The sequence below is a fragment of the Bacillus sp. ISL-39 genome (assembly GCF_018613295.1).
Lineage (GTDB): Bacteria > Bacillota > Bacilli > Bacillales > Cytobacillaceae > Mesobacillus.
Map to the genome: position 1 here is coordinate 1 of NZ_JAGGQM010000037.1, position 16,714 is coordinate 16,714.

General features: G+C 41.5%; 21 protein-coding genes. 10 read left to right on the forward strand and 11 right to left on the reverse strand.

From position 1 onward, the window contains the following. Positions 1-109: 109 nt before the first annotated feature. From qoxD to J7E37_RS21815, 5 genes are all read right to left on the reverse strand, one after another. Positions 110-409 carry a cytochrome aa3 quinol oxidase subunit IV gene (qoxD, locus tag J7E37_RS21795; protein ID WP_214783533.1) on the reverse strand — a complete coding sequence of 100 codons (300 nt, stop codon included), beginning with the start codon at positions 407-409 and terminating at the stop codon, positions 110-112. Position 410: 1 nt separating this feature from the next. After that, a complete protein-coding gene (qoxC, locus tag J7E37_RS21800; protein WP_214783536.1) occupies positions 411-1,016 on the reverse strand; it encodes a cytochrome aa3 quinol oxidase subunit III in 606 nt (201 codons plus the stop codon). After that, complete coding sequence (qoxB, locus tag J7E37_RS21805) at positions 1,006-2,985, reverse strand: cytochrome aa3 quinol oxidase subunit I (protein WP_214783539.1); 1,980 nt, start codon at positions 2,983-2,985, stop codon at positions 1,006-1,008. Before qoxB ends, qoxC begins: the two co-directional genes overlap by 11 nt. Further along, positions 2,975-4,000, reverse strand: coding sequence for a cytochrome aa3 quinol oxidase subunit II (gene qoxA, locus J7E37_RS21810; RefSeq protein WP_215027219.1), 1,026 nt, complete (start codon positions 3,998-4,000; stop codon positions 2,975-2,977). Before qoxA ends, qoxB begins: the two co-directional genes overlap by 11 nt. 267 nt (positions 4,001-4,267) lie before the next feature. After that, positions 4,268-4,447: a hypothetical protein gene (locus J7E37_RS21815; RefSeq protein WP_214783545.1), complete on the reverse strand. Its 180-nt coding sequence runs from the start codon at positions 4,445-4,447 to the stop codon at positions 4,268-4,270. Between the two features lie 162 nt (positions 4,448-4,609). Here J7E37_RS21815 and J7E37_RS21820 point away from each other — a divergent pair, with 162 nt between their 5' ends. The 8 genes from J7E37_RS21820 to J7E37_RS21855 all read left to right on the forward strand — a co-directional run bounded on the left by J7E37_RS21820 (position 4,610) and on the right by J7E37_RS21855 (position 11,777). After that, the gene (locus tag J7E37_RS21820) at positions 4,610-5,503 is read left to right on the forward strand and encodes an oxidoreductase (protein WP_214783548.1); all 894 of its coding nucleotides are present in this window, start codon (positions 4,610-4,612) and stop codon (positions 5,501-5,503) included. A 197-nt stretch (positions 5,504-5,700) separates the two neighbouring features. Further along, positions 5,701-5,928, forward strand: a complete 228-nt coding sequence (locus J7E37_RS21825; RefSeq protein ID WP_214783551.1) for a hypothetical protein — start codon at positions 5,701-5,703, stop codon at positions 5,926-5,928. A 108-nt stretch (positions 5,929-6,036) separates the two neighbouring features. Beyond that, entirely contained in the window at positions 6,037-8,640 is a 2,604-nt protein-coding gene (adhE, locus tag J7E37_RS21830) for a bifunctional acetaldehyde-CoA/alcohol dehydrogenase (protein WP_214783554.1), read from the forward strand. Positions 8,641-8,835: 195 nt separating this feature from the next. Further along, positions 8,836-10,239, forward strand: coding sequence for a M20/M25/M40 family metallo-hydrolase (locus J7E37_RS21835; RefSeq protein WP_215027223.1), 1,404 nt, complete (start codon positions 8,836-8,838; stop codon positions 10,237-10,239). Positions 10,240-10,470: 231 nt separating this feature from the next. Beyond that, entirely contained in the window at positions 10,471-10,905 is a 435-nt protein-coding gene (locus tag J7E37_RS21840) for an Hsp20/alpha crystallin family protein (RefSeq protein WP_214783560.1), read from the forward strand. A 15-nt stretch (positions 10,906-10,920) separates the two neighbouring features. Beyond that, a complete protein-coding gene (locus J7E37_RS21845) occupies positions 10,921-11,115 on the forward strand; it encodes a hypothetical protein (protein WP_214783563.1) in 195 nt (64 codons plus the stop codon). 1 nt (position 11,116) lies between these two features. After that, positions 11,117-11,473, forward strand: coding sequence for a hypothetical protein (locus J7E37_RS21850; protein ID WP_214783566.1), 357 nt, complete (start codon positions 11,117-11,119; stop codon positions 11,471-11,473). A gap of 13 nt (positions 11,474-11,486) precedes the next feature. Continuing rightward, the gene (locus J7E37_RS21855; RefSeq protein ID WP_214783569.1) at positions 11,487-11,777 is read left to right on the forward strand and encodes a hypothetical protein; all 291 of its coding nucleotides are present in this window, start codon (positions 11,487-11,489) and stop codon (positions 11,775-11,777) included. Positions 11,778-11,813: 36 nt separating this feature from the next. On the opposite strand, the gene J7E37_RS21860 is transcribed toward J7E37_RS21855, so the two are convergent. From J7E37_RS21860 to J7E37_RS21885, 6 genes are all read right to left on the reverse strand, one after another. Next, a complete protein-coding gene (locus J7E37_RS21860; RefSeq protein WP_214783572.1) occupies positions 11,814-12,512 on the reverse strand; it encodes a YetF domain-containing protein in 699 nt (232 codons plus the stop codon). A 59-nt stretch (positions 12,513-12,571) separates the two neighbouring features. Then, positions 12,572-12,787 carry a hypothetical protein gene (locus tag J7E37_RS21865; RefSeq protein ID WP_215027227.1) on the reverse strand — a complete coding sequence of 72 codons (216 nt, stop codon included), beginning with the start codon at positions 12,785-12,787 and terminating at the stop codon, positions 12,572-12,574. Between the two features lie 14 nt (positions 12,788-12,801). Next, positions 12,802-13,047 carry a hypothetical protein gene (locus J7E37_RS21870; protein WP_214783575.1) on the reverse strand — a complete coding sequence of 82 codons (246 nt, stop codon included), beginning with the start codon at positions 13,045-13,047 and terminating at the stop codon, positions 12,802-12,804. A gap of 361 nt (positions 13,048-13,408) precedes the next feature. Next, the gene (locus tag J7E37_RS21875) at positions 13,409-13,609 is read right to left on the reverse strand and encodes a cold-shock protein (protein ID WP_214783578.1); all 201 of its coding nucleotides are present in this window, start codon (positions 13,607-13,609) and stop codon (positions 13,409-13,411) included. Between the two features lie 169 nt (positions 13,610-13,778). Then, positions 13,779-15,359: a bifunctional metallophosphatase/5'-nucleotidase gene (locus tag J7E37_RS21880; protein WP_214783690.1), complete on the reverse strand. Its 1,581-nt coding sequence runs from the start codon at positions 15,357-15,359 to the stop codon at positions 13,779-13,781. A gap of 107 nt (positions 15,360-15,466) precedes the next feature. Further along, positions 15,467-15,775 carry a cytochrome P450 gene (locus J7E37_RS21885; RefSeq protein WP_214783581.1) on the reverse strand — a complete coding sequence of 103 codons (309 nt, stop codon included), beginning with the start codon at positions 15,773-15,775 and terminating at the stop codon, positions 15,467-15,469. Between the two features lie 285 nt (positions 15,776-16,060). Between J7E37_RS21885 and J7E37_RS21890 the strand changes: the two genes are divergently transcribed. Both J7E37_RS21890 and J7E37_RS22385 read left to right on the forward strand, forming a co-directional pair. Next, positions 16,061-16,243, forward strand: a complete 183-nt coding sequence (locus J7E37_RS21890; RefSeq protein WP_214783585.1) for a hypothetical protein — start codon at positions 16,061-16,063, stop codon at positions 16,241-16,243. Positions 16,244-16,262: 19 nt separating this feature from the next. Next, positions 16,263-16,388: a hypothetical protein gene (locus J7E37_RS22385; RefSeq protein ID WP_285290399.1), complete on the forward strand. Its 126-nt coding sequence runs from the start codon at positions 16,263-16,265 to the stop codon at positions 16,386-16,388. The last annotated feature ends 326 nt before the right edge of the window (positions 16,389-16,714 follow it).

A 16,714-nucleotide genomic window follows, 5' to 3' on the forward strand; every position in this document is an offset into this window, starting at 1 on the left:
GCATCAAGTTCGGACAAAATCTCGACCACACAATCCAAAGCTGTCCGAAGCGTCGCAATGAACAAAAAAACCAGGCGTTCCTAAAAAGGAATACCTGGTTTCTATTTTTTTAATGCGAGTGTCCAGAAGTCATGACCCAGATGGATCCGGCAACTATAACGACTGCTATAAAAGCTGAATAAATGATATTGATGTTATTGGTCATTTTATCATCGCCTTCATTAATGTGCATGAACATGTATAGCTGGATTCCGGCCTGGGTAACTGCCAGTGTGCCGATGATCCACATGACTGCCTTCATTGAAAGTGAGCTCTGAAGGGCAATCCATGCTGCTCCGAACGTCAGGACTAATGACATGAAGAATCCGATGACATGGCTGATTGGGAAGCCTTTTGTATGCTTATCCATTTTACATCACCAACCCTTGTAAATAAACAAATGTGAAGATGAAGATCCAGACGACGTCAAGGAAGTGCCAGTACAGTCCGAAGATGAATGCTTTGCGGGCTGTAACAGGTGTCAGTCCTCGCTGCAAAATTTGGATAATCAGCAGAATCGCCCAGCCAATCCCGATTGTGACGTGCAAACCGTGTGTTCCAAGCAGTACGAAGAAACTGGATAGGAACGCGCTTGTCTGCATCGTAGCACCTTCATGGACATAGTGCATGAATTCGCGAACCTCCATGAACAGGAAGCCGCCGCCCAGCAATAATGTGAATACGAGCCACATCAGCATGCCTTTAATATTGCTTCTGCGCATTTCGAAGATCGAGATTCCCATTGTAAAACTGCTTGTCAGCAGCAGGAAAGTCTGGATCATGACGTCTCTGACAATAAAAATATCTTTTTGCGTAGGGCCGCCTGCATATCTTTCACCAAGTACTCCATACACTCCGAAAAGGGTAGCGAAGAGCACGATTTCAGCTCCGAGGAAGACCCAGAAGCCGAGGATATTCATCCTGTTTTGTTCTGTTTGGTATTCAAGCGGCAAAGCGGCATTAACTTTAGCTGACATGGTTCTTCACTCCTTTGTTCGCGCCTTTTCTCCATTTGTTTTCTGTCTCAAAGATTTCGTCCTTGTGGACATGGAAACCTTCATCATAGTCAAATGAGCGGAAGGCAAGGCCAGCGAGAATACCTAAAGCGGCAACTCCGGCTGCAACCGTCCATTCGAAAACAAGCAGGAATCCAGAAATTCCGAATACGACACCCAAATAAATCGGGATCCACGTGTTGCTTGGCAGATGGATTTCTTCAATCTCATCTTCTGTCAGCGGTTGAAGTTGATCGTTCTTTTTCATGTGCCAGAATGCATCTTGCTTTGTAACCTCAGGGAGCGAAGCAAAATTATAGTGCTGTACAGGTGTTGCAGTAGCCCACTCAAGTGTTCTAGCATCCCATGGGTCATTGCCAATATTACGGTCAGCATGGCGAGCGCTCCAGTAGATATTGTAAACAAGCGCCGCGAAGCCTGCTGCAAGAATGACCGAGCCAACAGCGGAAATCATCATCAAGGGACCGAACCCAGTTTCTGCTGAGTAAGTGTACGCGCGGCGCACCGCACCGTCAAGTCCAAGGAAGAACATTGGCATGAACGTTACGTTGAACCCAACAACGAACAGCCAGAAGTGCCATTTGCCGATTTTTTCATTGAGCATGTAGCCAAACATCTTAGGCCACCAGAAGTAAAGACCGGCAAAGATCGGGAACACAACGCCCGGAATCAATACATAGTGGAAGTGTGCCACAAGGAATAATGTGTTGTGATACTGATAGTCTGCTGCGGCCATCGCCAGCATGACTCCAGTTACACCGCCGATGACAAAGTTAGGAACGAACGCCAATGCCCAAAGCATGGCAGTTGTAAACTTGATCCGCCCTTTTCTCATCGTGAACAGCCAGTTGAATACCTTAACCCCGGTCGGGATGGCAATTGCCATCGTAGTGATCGAGAAGAACGAGTTCACGCCTGCGCTGTTGCCCATTGTGAAAAAGTGGTGAACCCAAACGAGCATACTCAGAACCGAAATCATCACGATTGAGATGACCATTGATTTATAACCATATAAGGTTTTACGGGCAAAAGTTGAAATAATATCTGACAGCATACCGAATGCTGGCAGAACTACGATATAAACTTCAGGGTGTCCCCATAGCCAGAAGAGGTTCGCCCAAAGCATATCCATACCGCCGCCGGAGATGGTAAAAAAGTGAGTACCGAACGTGCGGTCAAAAGTCATCAATGCCAGTGCTACTGTGAAAATAGGGAAGCTGGCTACGATAATGATCGAAGTGATGAAAGATGTCCATGTGAACATCGGCATCTTCATCAAAGTCATGCCTTTAGTTCTCATTTTTAAAACTGTGACAACGAAGTTAATACCTGTCATCAAAGTACCGGCACCTGCTATTTGCAGGGCAACTGCGTAAAAGTTATTCCCGATGCCAGGACTGAATTCTTTACCGGCAAGAGGGAAGTAGGATGTCCATCCTGCGTCAGGAGAGCCGCCAATGATGAACGAAATATTGAACAGCGCTGCACCGCTCACAGTCAGCCAGAAGCTAAGGGCATTCAGCTGAGGGAAAGCAACGTCACGGGCACCAATCTGCAGCGGTATCACAAAGTTCATGAGACCAATCAGCAGCGGCATAGCAACAAATAAGATCATGATTACGCCGTGTGTTGTAAATACCTCGTTATAGTGCTGTGCGTTAAGGAAGTCATTTTCCGGTACAGCTGTCTGGCCCTTCATCATCAGACCATCGATTCCGCCCCGGAGAAACATCACGACGCCAAGCAGGATATACATAATCCCAATCTTCTTGTGGTCAACAGTTGTAAACCACTCCGACCAAAGGTAATTCCATTTTTTAAAATAGGTGAGACCGGCTAATGCTCCAACTAATGTCAAGGCGATCCCGATTTGTGATGCGAAAATTAACGGATCACCCGTTACGAAAAATTCATCCCACTTAATGCCCACTGTGGTCACCCCCGTGTGAATCTTCAGTTTCAGATTCTTTATGGTTCATATCTTCATTGTTTTCGTGATTAGAATTCTCAATGTTTCCATCTTTATTTTTGTAATTGTCTTTGTCCTCAAAGATCTTTCCTGGCCAGCCATGTCCTCTGTCGTACATCTCTGGATTCGTGTAGTTCTTTGAATGCGGATCGGAGTGGTCAACCCACTCAAGGTGTGTATTAGAGAATGTCTTGCGGCCAAGATGGGAAGGCTCAAGCATTTTCTCATACTCTTCCAGTGTCATTTTTGGAGCTGTTTCTCTTACATCTTTGATCCACTGGTCAAAATCCTTTTGTGTTTGCGAAAGTACTTCAAACTCCATACCTGCATATCCTTGGCCGTTGAAGTTCGTGTTCTTGCCGACATAGGATCCAGGATAGTCAGCAACAAGATATAGCTGCGTTTCAGCCTTAGCCATCGTGTATTTCTGGCCAGCCAGCGCAGGAATCCAGAAGCTTTGCATTGTTCCAGCAGAAGTCAGCCTGAAATCAATCGGACGATCCTCGGGAATATTTACATAGTTGACGGTTTCGATTCCTTGTTCCGGATAGCTGAAAATCCATTTCCAGTCAGCGGATGTAACGTTGATGACAAGAGGTTCTTTATTCTCATAGCCTTTCGGGATTTCATCTATTGCATAAATTGTTTTGACTGTAGGGATTGTCAAAGCAACGATTATTAAAATCGGAATCACAGTCCAGATAATCTCCAATACTGTGCTGCCGTGTTCTTCAGGGGGCTCGTAACCCATATTGTCCTTCCGTTCACGGTATTTCCAGACGATGAATGCGAAAAGTCCGAAAACGACAACTGTAACAAGTAACATCAGAGCAATCGAAAAGTTGATCAACTCAAGAATTTGCCTTGCGATTGGTCCCTCCGGATTGAATACCACCATATTGTTTTCACAGCCGCTAAGCAACAGCACAGCCATGATCGAGGTGAGGGAGACCAAAAATAGTTTTGATTTCTTCATCACTGCAGCTCCTTTCAAATATCAACCTTGTTCATTTTATCACAAACTTATGTTCATTTGTTCACAAAGTTGTTTAAAGTGATCCGAAAATGAACGGTAAGTTGTGGCAAAAGGTGTGATAAATATCACACCGCTTTATTTGTAATCATTCTAACATGGAAATTGTTACGATTTTGAAGTCAAATGTGAACAAATTATGAAAACAATAATTGTCAACTTAGTGAATTAAAAAGAATATAGGTTGACGAAAAAAAGCAGAACCCCAAATTAGAAGTCCTGCTTTACAAACTCATAGTTTCTTTCAATATATGTCTCCAGTGCTGGATGAAATTCTTTTTCATAATGGCCTGCTGGACAAGCTTTAATGATGATCGCCTTGCATGAAGGATTTTCTTTTACTTCCAGCGCTGCCTGGCAACGTGGGCACTTTTCAACAAAAAGATTCATTTAATTATCCCTCCTATAATTCCTATGTGTTTAGTATGAAATATTGTCACATTATATTCAATGGTTAATGAGACCAATTATGTAACTATGTGAGATAATTGAAAACAAACTTTAGACTTTCTTAATAGTAGAATCAAGATTTTAAATCATCGGGGTGTATTTATGTTAAAAGATAACTTATCGGGAATGACAGTCATTATAACGGGGGCTAACAGTGGAATCGGCTACGAAGCAGCCAAGAAACTTTCAGAAAAGGGGGCCCAGGTTATCCTAGCTGTAAGAAATGCGGAAAAGGGCAAGTTGGCAATCGATTCAATACGGAAAGAAAATCAGGAAGCATCAGTTGAAATAATGAGTCTTGATTTGGCCGATCTCGCAAGTGTCAGCAATTTCTCAGCTGCTTACACGAAAAAATACCGTTCACTTGATATATTAGTCAATAATGCTGGCGTCATGATCCCTCCATATGGTAAGACAAAGGATGGTTTTGAACTTCAATTCGGCAGCAATCACCTGGGGCATTTTGCGCTGACCGGCCTTTTACTCCCTCTTCTGAAAAAAACATCAGGTTCCCGGGTTGTCACTTTAAGCAGTATCGCTCACCGGGGTGCATCAATTAATTTCGATAATTTAGATGGCTCAAATGGATACAAAGCTATGAAGTTTTATGGCCAGAGCAAACTCGCAAATCTGTTATTCGCAAGGGAGCTTGACAATCGGTTTAAACAGAATGGCATCGAGACAATCAGCGTCGCTTGCCATCCGGGAATATCCAATACGAATTTATTCAATTTAGGGAAAGGGGAAACTCCCAAATATCTAAAAGGTCTTATGAAGTTATTTTCCCAGCCGGCTGCCATGGGAGCTCTTCCAACCATTTACGCAGCAGTGGATGACAGCCTGACTGGCGGTGAATACATCGGTCCTGATGGCAAGGGTAACAGAAAAGGATTTCCGGCAATTGAAATTCCGGCACAAGGTGTATTTAATAAAGAAATAATGACAAAATTATGGGTCGTCTCTGAAGAATTAACGGGAGTAAGATATGAATTTTAGAGACTCTAATCGGAGTCTCTTATGGTAAAAAAAGTTATCGTAAAATAATTTATTTGATGTAAACGTTTTCAATAATGTTCATCATCTCTCTTTAATAAGTTGATACGAAAACGTTCATAGTTTGTTCAACATTTCACAATCTATTATTCCCTTTATATGCTAATCTTTAATTAGAAAAAGAAAAAGGAGTGATTGAAATGATGTACTGCGAATTCAAACCCTTCTCAACTGATACAGAAACGTATACCCAGGAAATGCTCGAGGAAGTCATTGGTGATGAATTTGAAGCGATGATGTATAAGGATGACAAAGATATTCCCGCTTATATCTGGACTGTAAACTTCGTAGTCATTGTTAAAAGAAGTACAAAGTTTTTAACCGACATAAGTTTTGAAAAAATACCAAGAAACCCAGTCTGTGAGTAAAAAAATTTTTTCAAACTTCGTGAAAACATTTACAAATTTGAACTGCAACAATTAAAGTTCTGCCTAAAATACCGCCTATAACCCAAGAACAATAAGGAGGTCCTGAAAATGGGGACAGTTGAAAAAGTGGTAAAAGAGCAATCATCAGTTACAAAAATGGTAGATAGTTTATTGGATAAAGGTTTAAAGGCACTTGCGAAAATGCGGGAGCTTGATCAAGAAGCAGTGAATAATATCGTAAAGGAAATGGCGCTGGCAGGTCTTGATCAGCATATGCCGCTTGCTAAAATGGCAGTTGAAGAAACAAAACGGGGAGTTTACGAAGATAAGATCATCAAGAACATGTTTGCTACCGAATATGTGTACCACAATATCAAATATGATAAAACAGCTGGCATCATCGACGAAAATGAACACGAAGGCATGATCACGATTGCTGAGCCAGTTGGCGTGATCGCCGGGGTAACACCGGTGACGAATCCCACCTCAACAACCATGTTCAAAGCGTTAATCTCGATTAAGACTAGAAACCCAATCATATTCGCTTTCCATCCATCTGCCCAAAAATGCAGCAGTGAGGCTGCCAGAATTCTCCGTGACGCAGCCGTTAGGGCAGGAGCACCAGTTGATTGTATCCAGTGGATTGAAAAACCGTCCCTCGAAGCGACACAATCTTTGATGAACCATCCAAAGATTTCTCTGATTTTAGCTACTGGCGGTGCCGGAATGGTAAAATCCGCGTATAGTTCAGGAAAGCCAGCATTAGGCGTTGGGCCTGGTAATGTACCTTGCTATATTGAACGTACTGCCAATGTAAAAAGGGCAGTCAATGACCTGATTTTATCTAAGACATTCGACAATGGGATGATTTGCGCTTCTGAACAGGCAGTTATCATCGATAAAGAAATCTACCATGATGTAAAAACGGAAATGATTGCGAATAGCTGCTACTTTTTAAGTGATGAAGAAAGATCGAAGGTTGAGAAGCTTGTCATAAATGAGCACTCATGTGCTGTTAATGCAGATATAGTCGGGATGCCGGCTCATAAGATTGCGGAAATGGCAGGTGTGACAGTGCCTGAAGAGACAAAAATACTTGTTGCAGAGCTGAAAGGAGTAGGCCCGCAATATCCTCTATCACGAGAAAAGTTAAGTCCGGTACTGGCTTGCTATAAAGTGAACGGTACAGAAGAAGGACTTAAGCGGGCTGAAGAAATGCTTGAATTTGGCGGACTTGGCCACTCTGCTGTTATCCATTCAACCAGTGATGAAGTGATTAAAGCATTCGGTTTAAGAATGAAGGCAGGACGCATCATCGTAAATGCTCCTTCTTCCCAGGGAGCAATCGGCGATATCTATAACGCCTACCTGCCATCCTTGACCCTGGGCTGCGGAACTTATGGCGGGAACTCCGTTTCAACCAACGTAGGTGCAATCAACTTGATAAATGTAAAAAAAGTGGCAAGAAGGAACGTGAATATGCAGTGGTTTAAAGTGCCCTCAAAAATCTACTTTGAAAAGAATTCAACGCAATATTTAGCGAAAATGCCTAAAATCACGAAAGCCTTTATCGTTACAGACCCTGGAATGGTGAAACTGGGATATGTAGATAGAGTACTGTATCACTTGAGAAAACGTCCAGACTATGTCCACTGTGAAATTTTCTCTGATGTAGAGCCAGATCCATCTATCGAAACAGTAATGAAGGGTGCGGAAATGATGGCGAGTTTCCAGCCTGATGTCATCATTGCTTTGGGCGGCGGCTCAGCAATGGACGCAGCGAAAGGCATGTGGCTGTTCTATGAATATCCTGACACTGACTTCCACGGCTTGAAGCAGAAATTCCTGGATATTCGGAAGCGGATCGTCAAATACCCGCAGCTTGGCCGCAAAGCCCAGTTTGTAGCGATTCCGACGACATCCGGAACAGGTTCAGAAGTGACATCCTTCTCGGTCATTACTGATAAAAAAGCGAACATTAAATATCCGCTAGCAGACTATGAGTTGACACCAGATGTAGCTATTGTCGATCCTCAATTTGTCATGACGGTGCCTAAGCATATTACTGCCGATACTGGAATGGACGTATTGACTCACGCAATTGAAGCCTATGTCAGCTGCATGGCCAATGACTATACAGATGGCCTCGCAATTAAAGCCATCCAGCTAATATTTGAATATTTGCCAAGAGCATACCGAAATGGCCAGGACGAAGTGGCTCGTGAGAAAGTCCACAACGCGTCAACAATTGCCGGTATGGCATTTGCCAATGCATTCCTTGGAATCAACCACAGCCTTGCCCACAAGCTCGGTGCAGAATTCCATATCGCCCACGGCCGTTCTAATACAATTTTGATGCCGCATGTCATTCGTTATAACGCGACTAAACCGAAGAAATTCACAGCATTCCCTAAGTATGAAAGCTTCGTCGCTGATCAGCGATACGCCGAAATTTCGCGTATACTTGGCCTTCCTTCCCGCAACACGGAAGAAGGAGTTGAAAGTCTTGTCCAGGCGATCATTAAGTTGGCTAAAGAAATGGATATTCCAATGAGCATTGAAGCAAATGGAGTTGACAAAGCAGAATTTGAAGCAAAGGTCGACCAGCTTGCCGATCGCGCATTCGAAGACCAGTGCACAACGGCCAATCCTAAGCTTCCATTAGTGTCAGAGTTGGCTGAAATCTATCGATTAGCTTATAAGGGAGTTTAATAGACAAAAAGGGATGGAACCTAGGTTCCATCCCTTTTTGTCCCTATAATAAGCAACTTGGCCTATTTTAGTGGCAACTGCGTTTAAAACTGTCCTATTTACCTAGAGAAAATGGTAATAAATTAACTAGTAAGAATATTTAGGATATTATATTATGTATCCCGGATAACTATTTTACTAATCCGGGAGGTTATTATGAAAAAGAAGCCTTATCTATCATTCGCATTAGCAGCAGGTCTTGCAGTTAGCACCCTAGGAGTTCAGGCTAGTTACGCAAAGCCGGCAGAAACTCCGCAACAGGTTCAGCCATTCAATGTTTATGACAACAAGGTATTGGACAAGATCAATGTCGAAAATATCTACAACAATATTGAATATCTATCTAGAACACCTCGTGTTGCTGGTACACAAGCCGAGCACAATGCGATTCAGTATGTCAAGGAGCAATTTGAGTCATACGGTTATGAAACAGAGCTTCAGGAATTTACTTTCTATGGTTATACAGCACCTCACACGGTAGAGCTCACAGTAGATGGCTATCCAGATGAAATCAAGCCAAAATCCTTTACATACGGGATGGATGGAACGGTTTCGGGTGAACTGGTCTATGCTGGATTAGGACAAGCTGGGGATTTTGAAGGCAAAGATGTTAGTGGCAAAATCGCTTTGATTCAGCGAGGGTCGATTTCATTTGCTGATAAAGTCTTGAACGCAGCAGCAAACGGTGCGGCAGGAGTCATAATTTTTAACAATGCAGCAGGAGACCTGAACGGAACATTCGGTTCACCGAATGAAGCCTATGTACCGGCTGTGGCCATTTCCCAGGAAGTTGGACAAGCTTTAGTGGACCAGCTGAACAATGGAGATACTCTGACAGGATCGATTAATATTGAGGGAGCAGAGGCAGGGATGAGGACTTCTTACAATGTAATTGCCACGAAAGCACCAACGAATAAAAATAAGGCAAAAGACGGAATCGTCGCATTGGGTGCCCACCACGATTCGGTTCCTGGAGCCCCAGGTGCAAACGACGATGCATCAGGTACTGCAATGACACTCGAGCTTGCACGCGTTATGAAGGATTTGCCGACGAATATGGAAATGCGCTTCATTACTTTTGGTGCTGAGGAACTTGGGTTGATTGGTTCGCGTTATTATGTCAGCCAGCTTTCTGAGGAAGAAAAAGACCGCTTCGTTGGATACTTTAATATGGATATGGTAGGAAGCCGGGATGCTGGTGATTTGGTCATCAATACGCCGGACGGAAATGAAAACATTGTTTCCCAAACCGCTCAAGCCTCCAGTGAGCGCTTAAATGGAGAACCGACCCCAATTCAGCCAGGCGGAAGCAGTGACCACGTATCGTTTTATGAAGGCGGCATCGCATCAGGCTCATTTAACCATAGACCACTAGAACCATGGTACCATACACCTGAAGATACAATTGACAAAATCAGTAAAGAAAAATTGCAGGATGTGGCGGAAATCGTAGGTACAGCTGTCTATGATATCGTCCGTCCGGAGAATCAGGGACCAAAAGTCAAAAGAGGAGAAGAACAAAAGGTTCCACACCTATATTATGAGGAAGAAATTAAATAATTTTTCATTACTGCCAGGTCCATTGTTTTATCAATGGACCTGGTTTTTGTCTGCCTATTTGCCGTTAGTCCTCTTTAATGATGAACAGTAGTCATAAGGAAGAAAACAGAGAGGGGTAATACAATTATATATAAAATTCTAAGTTAAAAAGATCTCTAAGACTTTTTCATAAGGTCTAATTTCCATACATAAAAATATATATACAATAACTAATTATTGCCTGGAGGAATTATGAGCCGGAAGAAAAGCGTGAATTCGATGGCAGAGGCCAGGAGGATTCTTGGCCACGATTTTTTTGAAGCAGTCTCTGATATCCTTCCGTTGGTGGGACCGAGAATCGATATGTTCCAGGGAGATCAAGAACTGGTTATTGTGGCCGAATTGCCGGGTCTTGTTTCACAGGAAGACGTAAATCTATCGCTGGAAGGCTATAATTTAGCTATTAAGGGAGAATTGAAGCGCCCTTATGTGACAGATGAAGATAAACTGTTAATCAATGAACGTGCTGGCGGTGCTTTTGAAAGAATAGTGAAAATTCCCCCTCAATGTTCCCTGGAGAGGATTCAGGCCGACTTTTTCAATGGTCTTCTTTTCGTCCGTATCCCATTCATTCACCAGCATTCCACACAAAATCGCGAGTCAATACAAATCAACTTCCACAGCTGACATGGAGATGATGATATGACTAAAATTAAATTCAAAAATATTGATATAAACAAGATCACCAATAGCTCAGGAGTCCATTCAGGCGTTAACATTCAACACCAATGGAAAAGCCGTGTAAACAGCTCGGATGGTTTCGGGAATGTGGACGGGAAATCAAACAACATATCTAATAATGTTTCCTTTTCTAAACGTAAAAACGGTGATGGTTGAAATGGATAGTCAAGAAATTGTAAAAATGATTCAAAAGCTCAATGAAAAAATTGATTCACTCCAGAAAAGTGACTTTCACTTTCATATTGAAAAAGTCACAGTTGAACACCTTCAATTAGAGGAATTAGCCTATCATCTGGATAAAATTGATATAAAAGAACTTAGCGGAATGATGAATTTGGGGAATTCATTTAGTCCTAATCTCGAGACAATTAAATCTCAATCAAAAAACTCGATGGAAAAGAAGCCAGAAAAGGATCGTGATGAACCAACATACAGCAGTAAATCCCATGAAGGCGAGAGGGCCGAACCGGCTTTAAGCGTAATAATCAATGGGAAGGAAATTTTGTCGGAATGAAGGGGGGAGTATATTGAAAACACTAAGCCCTGCCTTTTACATTGGTTCCATCCAGATTGGGACTGTCCAGGATGCATCCTGTGTTAATTTTGGAAACAGCTTTCCAAAGGATTTTACAAGCCAAAAAAATCAAAATCAGGGTTTCGGGAGTATCAGCGGGGACAATAATGACATACATGACATTATTTCAAGACTTGCACAAAGGAATATAGCTGAAATTTTTGGTGATCCCGCAGAAAATGAACAGCCAGATTGGCTAGAGGGCCTAATGAAATCCCAACAAGTACAGATGGAACAAGAATAAAGAGGTCCTAGCTTATTTACAGCAGGACCTCTTTTTTTAATGCAGAATATCATTTCGTTTATCTATATATAGATTTCCATCAGGCTGAACTTCTGCATAGAAAACATCATCCAGTGATTGAACTCCAGCTTGTTGCAGCTGTTCATCGAGCCAAGTTCGATCCTTATTCATTTTGTTAAGGTTTTGAACATTCACTTGTCCGTCAGATACCAATTCTGTAGAAAGTGGAACAAAGTTGCCAGAAGACTTGGCTATATTCATGTCACTTTTAGTAACCGTTTGTTTGCCTTCCATTTTCATGACAGAAAGTTTCCCATCCGTTTCAAAGATCGCATAATCGACATCACTCAAAGAAAAAACGCTTTTCTGCCGCAGTAATGCTTGCAATGAGTCAGCATCCATACGCACTTGTCTAAGTGCATCCTCCATTATTTTCCCTTTTTTGATAACGATGACCGGGTCACCCATTAGCAGCTTTCTTGCTTTTTTAGATTTCAAGTGAATTTGATCTGTTAGCACCGTGAGAGCAGCCCAGCCGAATAATGCGATAATTCCATTTAAAATGCTCACACTCGGATTGAGGGCAAGTGTAGCCGCTAATGAACCAAAGGCAATAGCTGAGACTAAGTTGAAAAATGTCATTTGGCTGATTTCTTTTCTGCCAGCCCATCTTGCCATTGCCAATAACACAATAAAAGCAATAGCAATTCGGAGAATTACTTCGAATTGATTCATGTTTTATCCCGCCTTTTCTTTTATCAAGTAAATTATTTGCGTGTGCGCGGGATATTATTCTAAGTTACAGACTTTATGACTTCTATATCATTTTCATCCTTAACAAAACTTAAGTTTCGGAACAGTTCATTGCCATCACCAGTTACAGAAAATCCATTGTTTGATTTGGTCGTAGAAAGAAAATTTAAATTCACATTCGTTCCGAAAAATACGCCAGATGAACTGTTAATACTATTGACATTTATATTCCCAAAGGTAATTTTAACTGAATTCATAGCTTCTCCAGCCGTCAAAAGGCCTGTGCCTGGCTGGTAGGCTGAATATCCGGATCCGCATTAGGCTGGTCCACGCCATCGTTGTCACTGATCAAGTGCATGTTCCCAAAATATACATTACCCTGGCCTGTGCCAAAAATTCCGTTGTTTTGCTTAGTCGGTGAATTCCATCCAGTTTGTGCGTTTCCACCGATGAATACTCCAGCATTACTTTGCATCGAATTGACATTTATAGAATTAAATAAAACGCTGTTTGCCATTTTGTTCCCTCCCAGAAAAGCAACCCTTTAATACATTTATTCTATAAGCGGACGATTTGTGAATTGAATGGGGCAGTGGAGTGAACTAAAGCTTGAAAAAGATCGTAGAAGGGGAGGGGGATGCTGCCATAATAAAAGGCTGTTTTCGCATTGAGGGTTTCTTTACGAACACACAGTTATCACGCATCATGAAAGGGTTTCGGACTCTTTTTTGAAGATGCTTCGGGATCAGATATACTTATGTAATCGTAAAAACCCAGAAGCCGGTTTTTACTTCGGGTGTAAAAGCAACAAAGCTTATGAAAAGAGCGTAATAAAAAGAAGGTCCCATAGGAACCTTCTTCTTTAAGCTAAACTAATATTATATTTTGTTTACGTTAGCAGCTTGTGGTCCGCGAGCGCCTTGCTCAACGTCGAAAGATACTTTTTGACCTTCGTCTAATGATTTGAAACCTTCAGATTGGATAGCAGAGAAGTGTACGAATACGTCGTCTCCACCTTCGCGCTCGATGAATCCAAAACCTTTTTCTGCGTTAAACCATTTTACTGTACCTTGTTCCATTACTTGTTACCTCCCAGTGCGTTAGCACATTATGTTACTATCCTTGCCCAAAGTGATCATTAAGACGAAATAATTTCTATCCTTTACACCGAACAAAAATAATTCTACTCCATCATAACAGATACTGGAATCATTAGCAAACAATATTAAAAGATTTGATGCTAACGGACTACTTATGAGACAACACTCTCCAATTATCGTTACATGTAGCCTCAATTTTCCTGTGTCTTTGGATATAATTTGCTAATAATTCGGTCATATCAGTCTGGATTTCTTTTTTGACTGGCTTATCTTTGAACATATTGAAGTTTCCTCCGCCGCCTGCACGATAATTATTGACAACCACATCGAATTCTTCATCCAACTTCAGCGGTTCACCCCTATATTTCAAGAGAGTAACCCTTTTTCCCGCAGGTTTAGATATGTCAAGATGATATTCTATTCCTTCCCACATATCATAGTTATAATGCTGTGGCTTTGGAGCTTCAAAAGATGGATTAACCTGGATTTCACCTTCATTATTCAAAATGAAGTACTCTGCAGATTGTTCGAGTGCGTCTTTAATATCCTGTCCGGACACAGTAATCACTTTTAATGTATTTGGGTAGACATAATTGGATACGATATCCCTCATAGTTATCTTACCTGGAAACCCAGGTGCCCCATTATGAAAAAGAGCTGTAGATGATATCTCCACTCCTGCAGCATCCATTTGGACCTTATTAATAAACTCAATAAGCGGATGGTCTTTTTTTCGGACTTCCAGGGGTGAATGGACGCGCATATCACCGGCAATTTCTCCGAGTGGCTGGTCAAGCCACTGTTGTGTCAATTCTTCAAATACTTTGGCCAAACCAAGAATCTTATCATCTAATGGCGTGTCTTCTTCTATTTCTATAATCTCAGCTGATTTTTTCATGATTATCCATTTTCCATTTGATTTTTCAAATTTAATTGATACCTTCGAAAATGCCTGACCATTATGACCCGGCTGTACAACGAGGACATCATTAAGTTGAGTGGAGAGCTGACGATGCTGGTGACCGGTCAATAAAATATCGATTCCCGATATTTCCGTACACATACGATAAGCCTGATTCTCACCAGTTAACTTTTCACTCGGCTCCGCCGTTTCAAGGTCTTTCTCAAATCCGCCGTGATAGGAAGCGATAAGGAGATCGTACTGCTCGTTTTCTTGCAAATGACCAACCCACTCTTTAAGTGTATGGAAAGCATCAAGGAATTCTAATCCCTGAATATTAACAGGGTTTTCCCAGTTAGGGATAAAATGTGTTGTCACCCCAATTACAGCTATACGTAAGCCGTTGCTAAAAGATTTTATGAAATAAGGTTTACCGAAAGCGGGTTCTTTAGTTTCCTTTTTCACTATATTTGCAGACAGCCATGGAAAATTAGATTCACTGATGGCGTTCTTTAATAAATCCTGTCCATAATTGAATTCATGATTACCAATCACAGCTACATCATAACCAAGGTAATTCATCACGCTGATAACGGGATTTTTATAACCTTTCATATTTCTGGCGAAATGATAGGTGAGGGGAGTGCCCTGGATAACATCGCCGTTATCTATCAATAAGTTGCAATCGTTATTCTTTAGAACATTTTTAAAAGCAGAACCAAGCTTTGCCAGCCCTGAATTTATTTCTTCATTATTACCATAGCTAATTGGTAAAATGTTTCCATGAATGTCGCTTGTTTGTAGAACTACAAGCTCGCACTTATCCATAATAATCACGTCCGTCCATAAAGAATCACATATTCAAATACTTCCCATTTTCAATAAAAAATAAAAAAGCGCTGAAGACAAGCGGAAATAACTTGCTTTTTATATAATCATCCGCTCTCCGGCAGAGACGGTATTCTGACTGCAGCCAGGTCCTGGTCTGGAATTTCATAGCCAATCTCATTTATGAGGAAAGATAGAATAGCCTTCATTACTTCAATTGTAATTCTCTCGCCAAGACACCTGTATTCTTTTGCAGGATCTCCGCCTCTCTGGGGGATAAAGTCAAACAAGCTTCCGTCCCAATCTTTGAACCTCTGCAGAATAAATGAATTGGGTTCATTCCAGATACGTGAATCATGGTTCGTGGCGTACATATTCAAGCAATACAAGCTGTCCTTCTTTAAAATGGGCATCATTTCAAATGAACTCTTTTTTCACTCAGCACCAAGGAAAGGGCCGAACGGGAAGAAGCGGCGGACTTCGTGCACAAACATTTCAAGATAACGACCATCATTGTTAGGTGGATTATTAGACAGGCTCAGTTCATAGAAGAGGACGATGATTCATCGTTTATTTACACGTAAAGTAAAAAGTAAACTTGTTGTCCTTTAAATGTTTCGTCGAACAAGCTGTTGTTATACATGTTGCTTAGGAATGAGACGAGCTTGTTTGACAAATAGTAAGAAAAAGGAGGGAGTATCATGGGAAAATGGAATGAAGAAGGAGCTGCCAACAACAATCTTTCTGCTGAAACAATTGCGAGTTCTAAGCTGGTGGGAAAACCGGGACTCCAAGCGCACGAGTTTTCGGAAGAACTTGCTGATGGGGGAGAGAGGGATAAGGCGATCGAGAAGCAATTAAAGGAGCATCAACCAGGTATGTAATAGGAAAGGAGGCAACTTAATGGAGAATAAAAATAATTTCCTCGACAAAAGAGGAGATTTTACTGCTCCTCCTGCAGTTGCTGCTGATTATCCGAAGAAGCCGGACCAAAGAAAAATTGAAGAGGGTTATAATAAGAGGAAATGATTTTAAAGTTGTCTGGTGTACAGTGCCAGACAATTTCTTTATTATCTAAATAGAAAAATAAACCATTGTTAATAGATATACAAGATGTTATTCTGTTTTAGCCGCTCAAATAAAGCTAGCAGAAATAAAGGAGCTACTTCTGGTTATTTACCAGAATTTGTTTATTGAATTATTAGCAACAAAAATGATACTATATTAGAACACAGACGGCGAACGTTACTGAACAAATCTTCTTCTGAAAAAAGATATTGACAGTAAAATAGCAATCTGGTATTATATAAAATTTGTCTTTTAAACGACAACGGATATTGTTCTTTGAAAACTAA

Excerpts from the sequence above, each read along its gene's own strand:
- qoxD (WP_214783533.1), bottom strand. The coding sequence starts at position 409 with ATGGATAAGCATACAAAAGGCTTCCCAATCAGCCATGTCATCGGATTC.
- J7E37_RS21820 (WP_214783548.1), top strand. The coding sequence starts at position 4,610 with ATGTTAAAAGATAACTTATCGGGAATGACAGTCATTATAACGGGGGCT.
- J7E37_RS22385 (WP_285290399.1), top strand. The coding sequence starts at position 16,263 with ATGGAGAATAAAAATAATTTCCTCGACAAAAGAGGAGATTTTACTGCT.
- J7E37_RS21875 (WP_214783578.1), bottom strand. The coding sequence starts at position 13,609 with ATGGAACAAGGTACAGTAAAATGGTTTAACGCAGAAAAAGGTTTTGGA.
- qoxA (WP_215027219.1), bottom strand. The coding sequence starts at position 4,000 with ATGAAGAAATCAAAACTATTTTTGGTCTCCCTCACCTCGATCATGGCT.
- J7E37_RS21885 (WP_214783581.1), bottom strand. The coding sequence starts at position 15,775 with ATGATGCCCATTTTAAAGAAGGACAGCTTGTATTGCTTGAATATGTAC.
- qoxC (WP_214783536.1), bottom strand. The coding sequence starts at position 1,016 with ATGTCAGCTAAAGTTAATGCCGCTTTGCCGCTTGAATACCAAACAGAA.
- J7E37_RS21835 (WP_215027223.1), top strand. The coding sequence starts at position 8,836 with ATGAAAAAGAAGCCTTATCTATCATTCGCATTAGCAGCAGGTCTTGCA.
- J7E37_RS21890 (WP_214783585.1), top strand. The coding sequence starts at position 16,061 with ATGGGAAAATGGAATGAAGAAGGAGCTGCCAACAACAATCTTTCTGCT.
- adhE (WP_214783554.1), top strand. The coding sequence starts at position 6,037 with ATGGGGACAGTTGAAAAAGTGGTAAAAGAGCAATCATCAGTTACAAAA.
- J7E37_RS21825 (WP_214783551.1), top strand. The coding sequence starts at position 5,701 with ATGATGTACTGCGAATTCAAACCCTTCTCAACTGATACAGAAACGTAT.
- J7E37_RS21865 (WP_215027227.1), bottom strand. The coding sequence starts at position 12,787 with ATGAATTCAGTTAAAATTACCTTTGGGAATATAAATGTCAATAGTATT.
- J7E37_RS21870 (WP_214783575.1), bottom strand. The coding sequence starts at position 13,047 with ATGGCAAACAGCGTTTTATTTAATTCTATAAATGTCAATTCGATGCAA.
- J7E37_RS21880 (WP_214783690.1), bottom strand. The coding sequence starts at position 15,359 with ATGGATAAGTGCGAGCTTGTAGTTCTACAAACAAGCGACATTCATGGA.
- J7E37_RS21815 (WP_214783545.1), bottom strand. The coding sequence starts at position 4,447 with ATGAATCTTTTTGTTGAAAAGTGCCCACGTTGCCAGGCAGCGCTGGAA.
- J7E37_RS21860 (WP_214783572.1), bottom strand. The coding sequence starts at position 12,512 with ATGAATCAATTCGAAGTAATTCTCCGAATTGCTATTGCTTTTATTGTG.
- J7E37_RS21840 (WP_214783560.1), top strand. The coding sequence starts at position 10,471 with ATGAGCCGGAAGAAAAGCGTGAATTCGATGGCAGAGGCCAGGAGGATT.
- J7E37_RS21845 (WP_214783563.1), top strand. The coding sequence starts at position 10,921 with ATGACTAAAATTAAATTCAAAAATATTGATATAAACAAGATCACCAAT.
- J7E37_RS21850 (WP_214783566.1), top strand. The coding sequence starts at position 11,117 with ATGGATAGTCAAGAAATTGTAAAAATGATTCAAAAGCTCAATGAAAAA.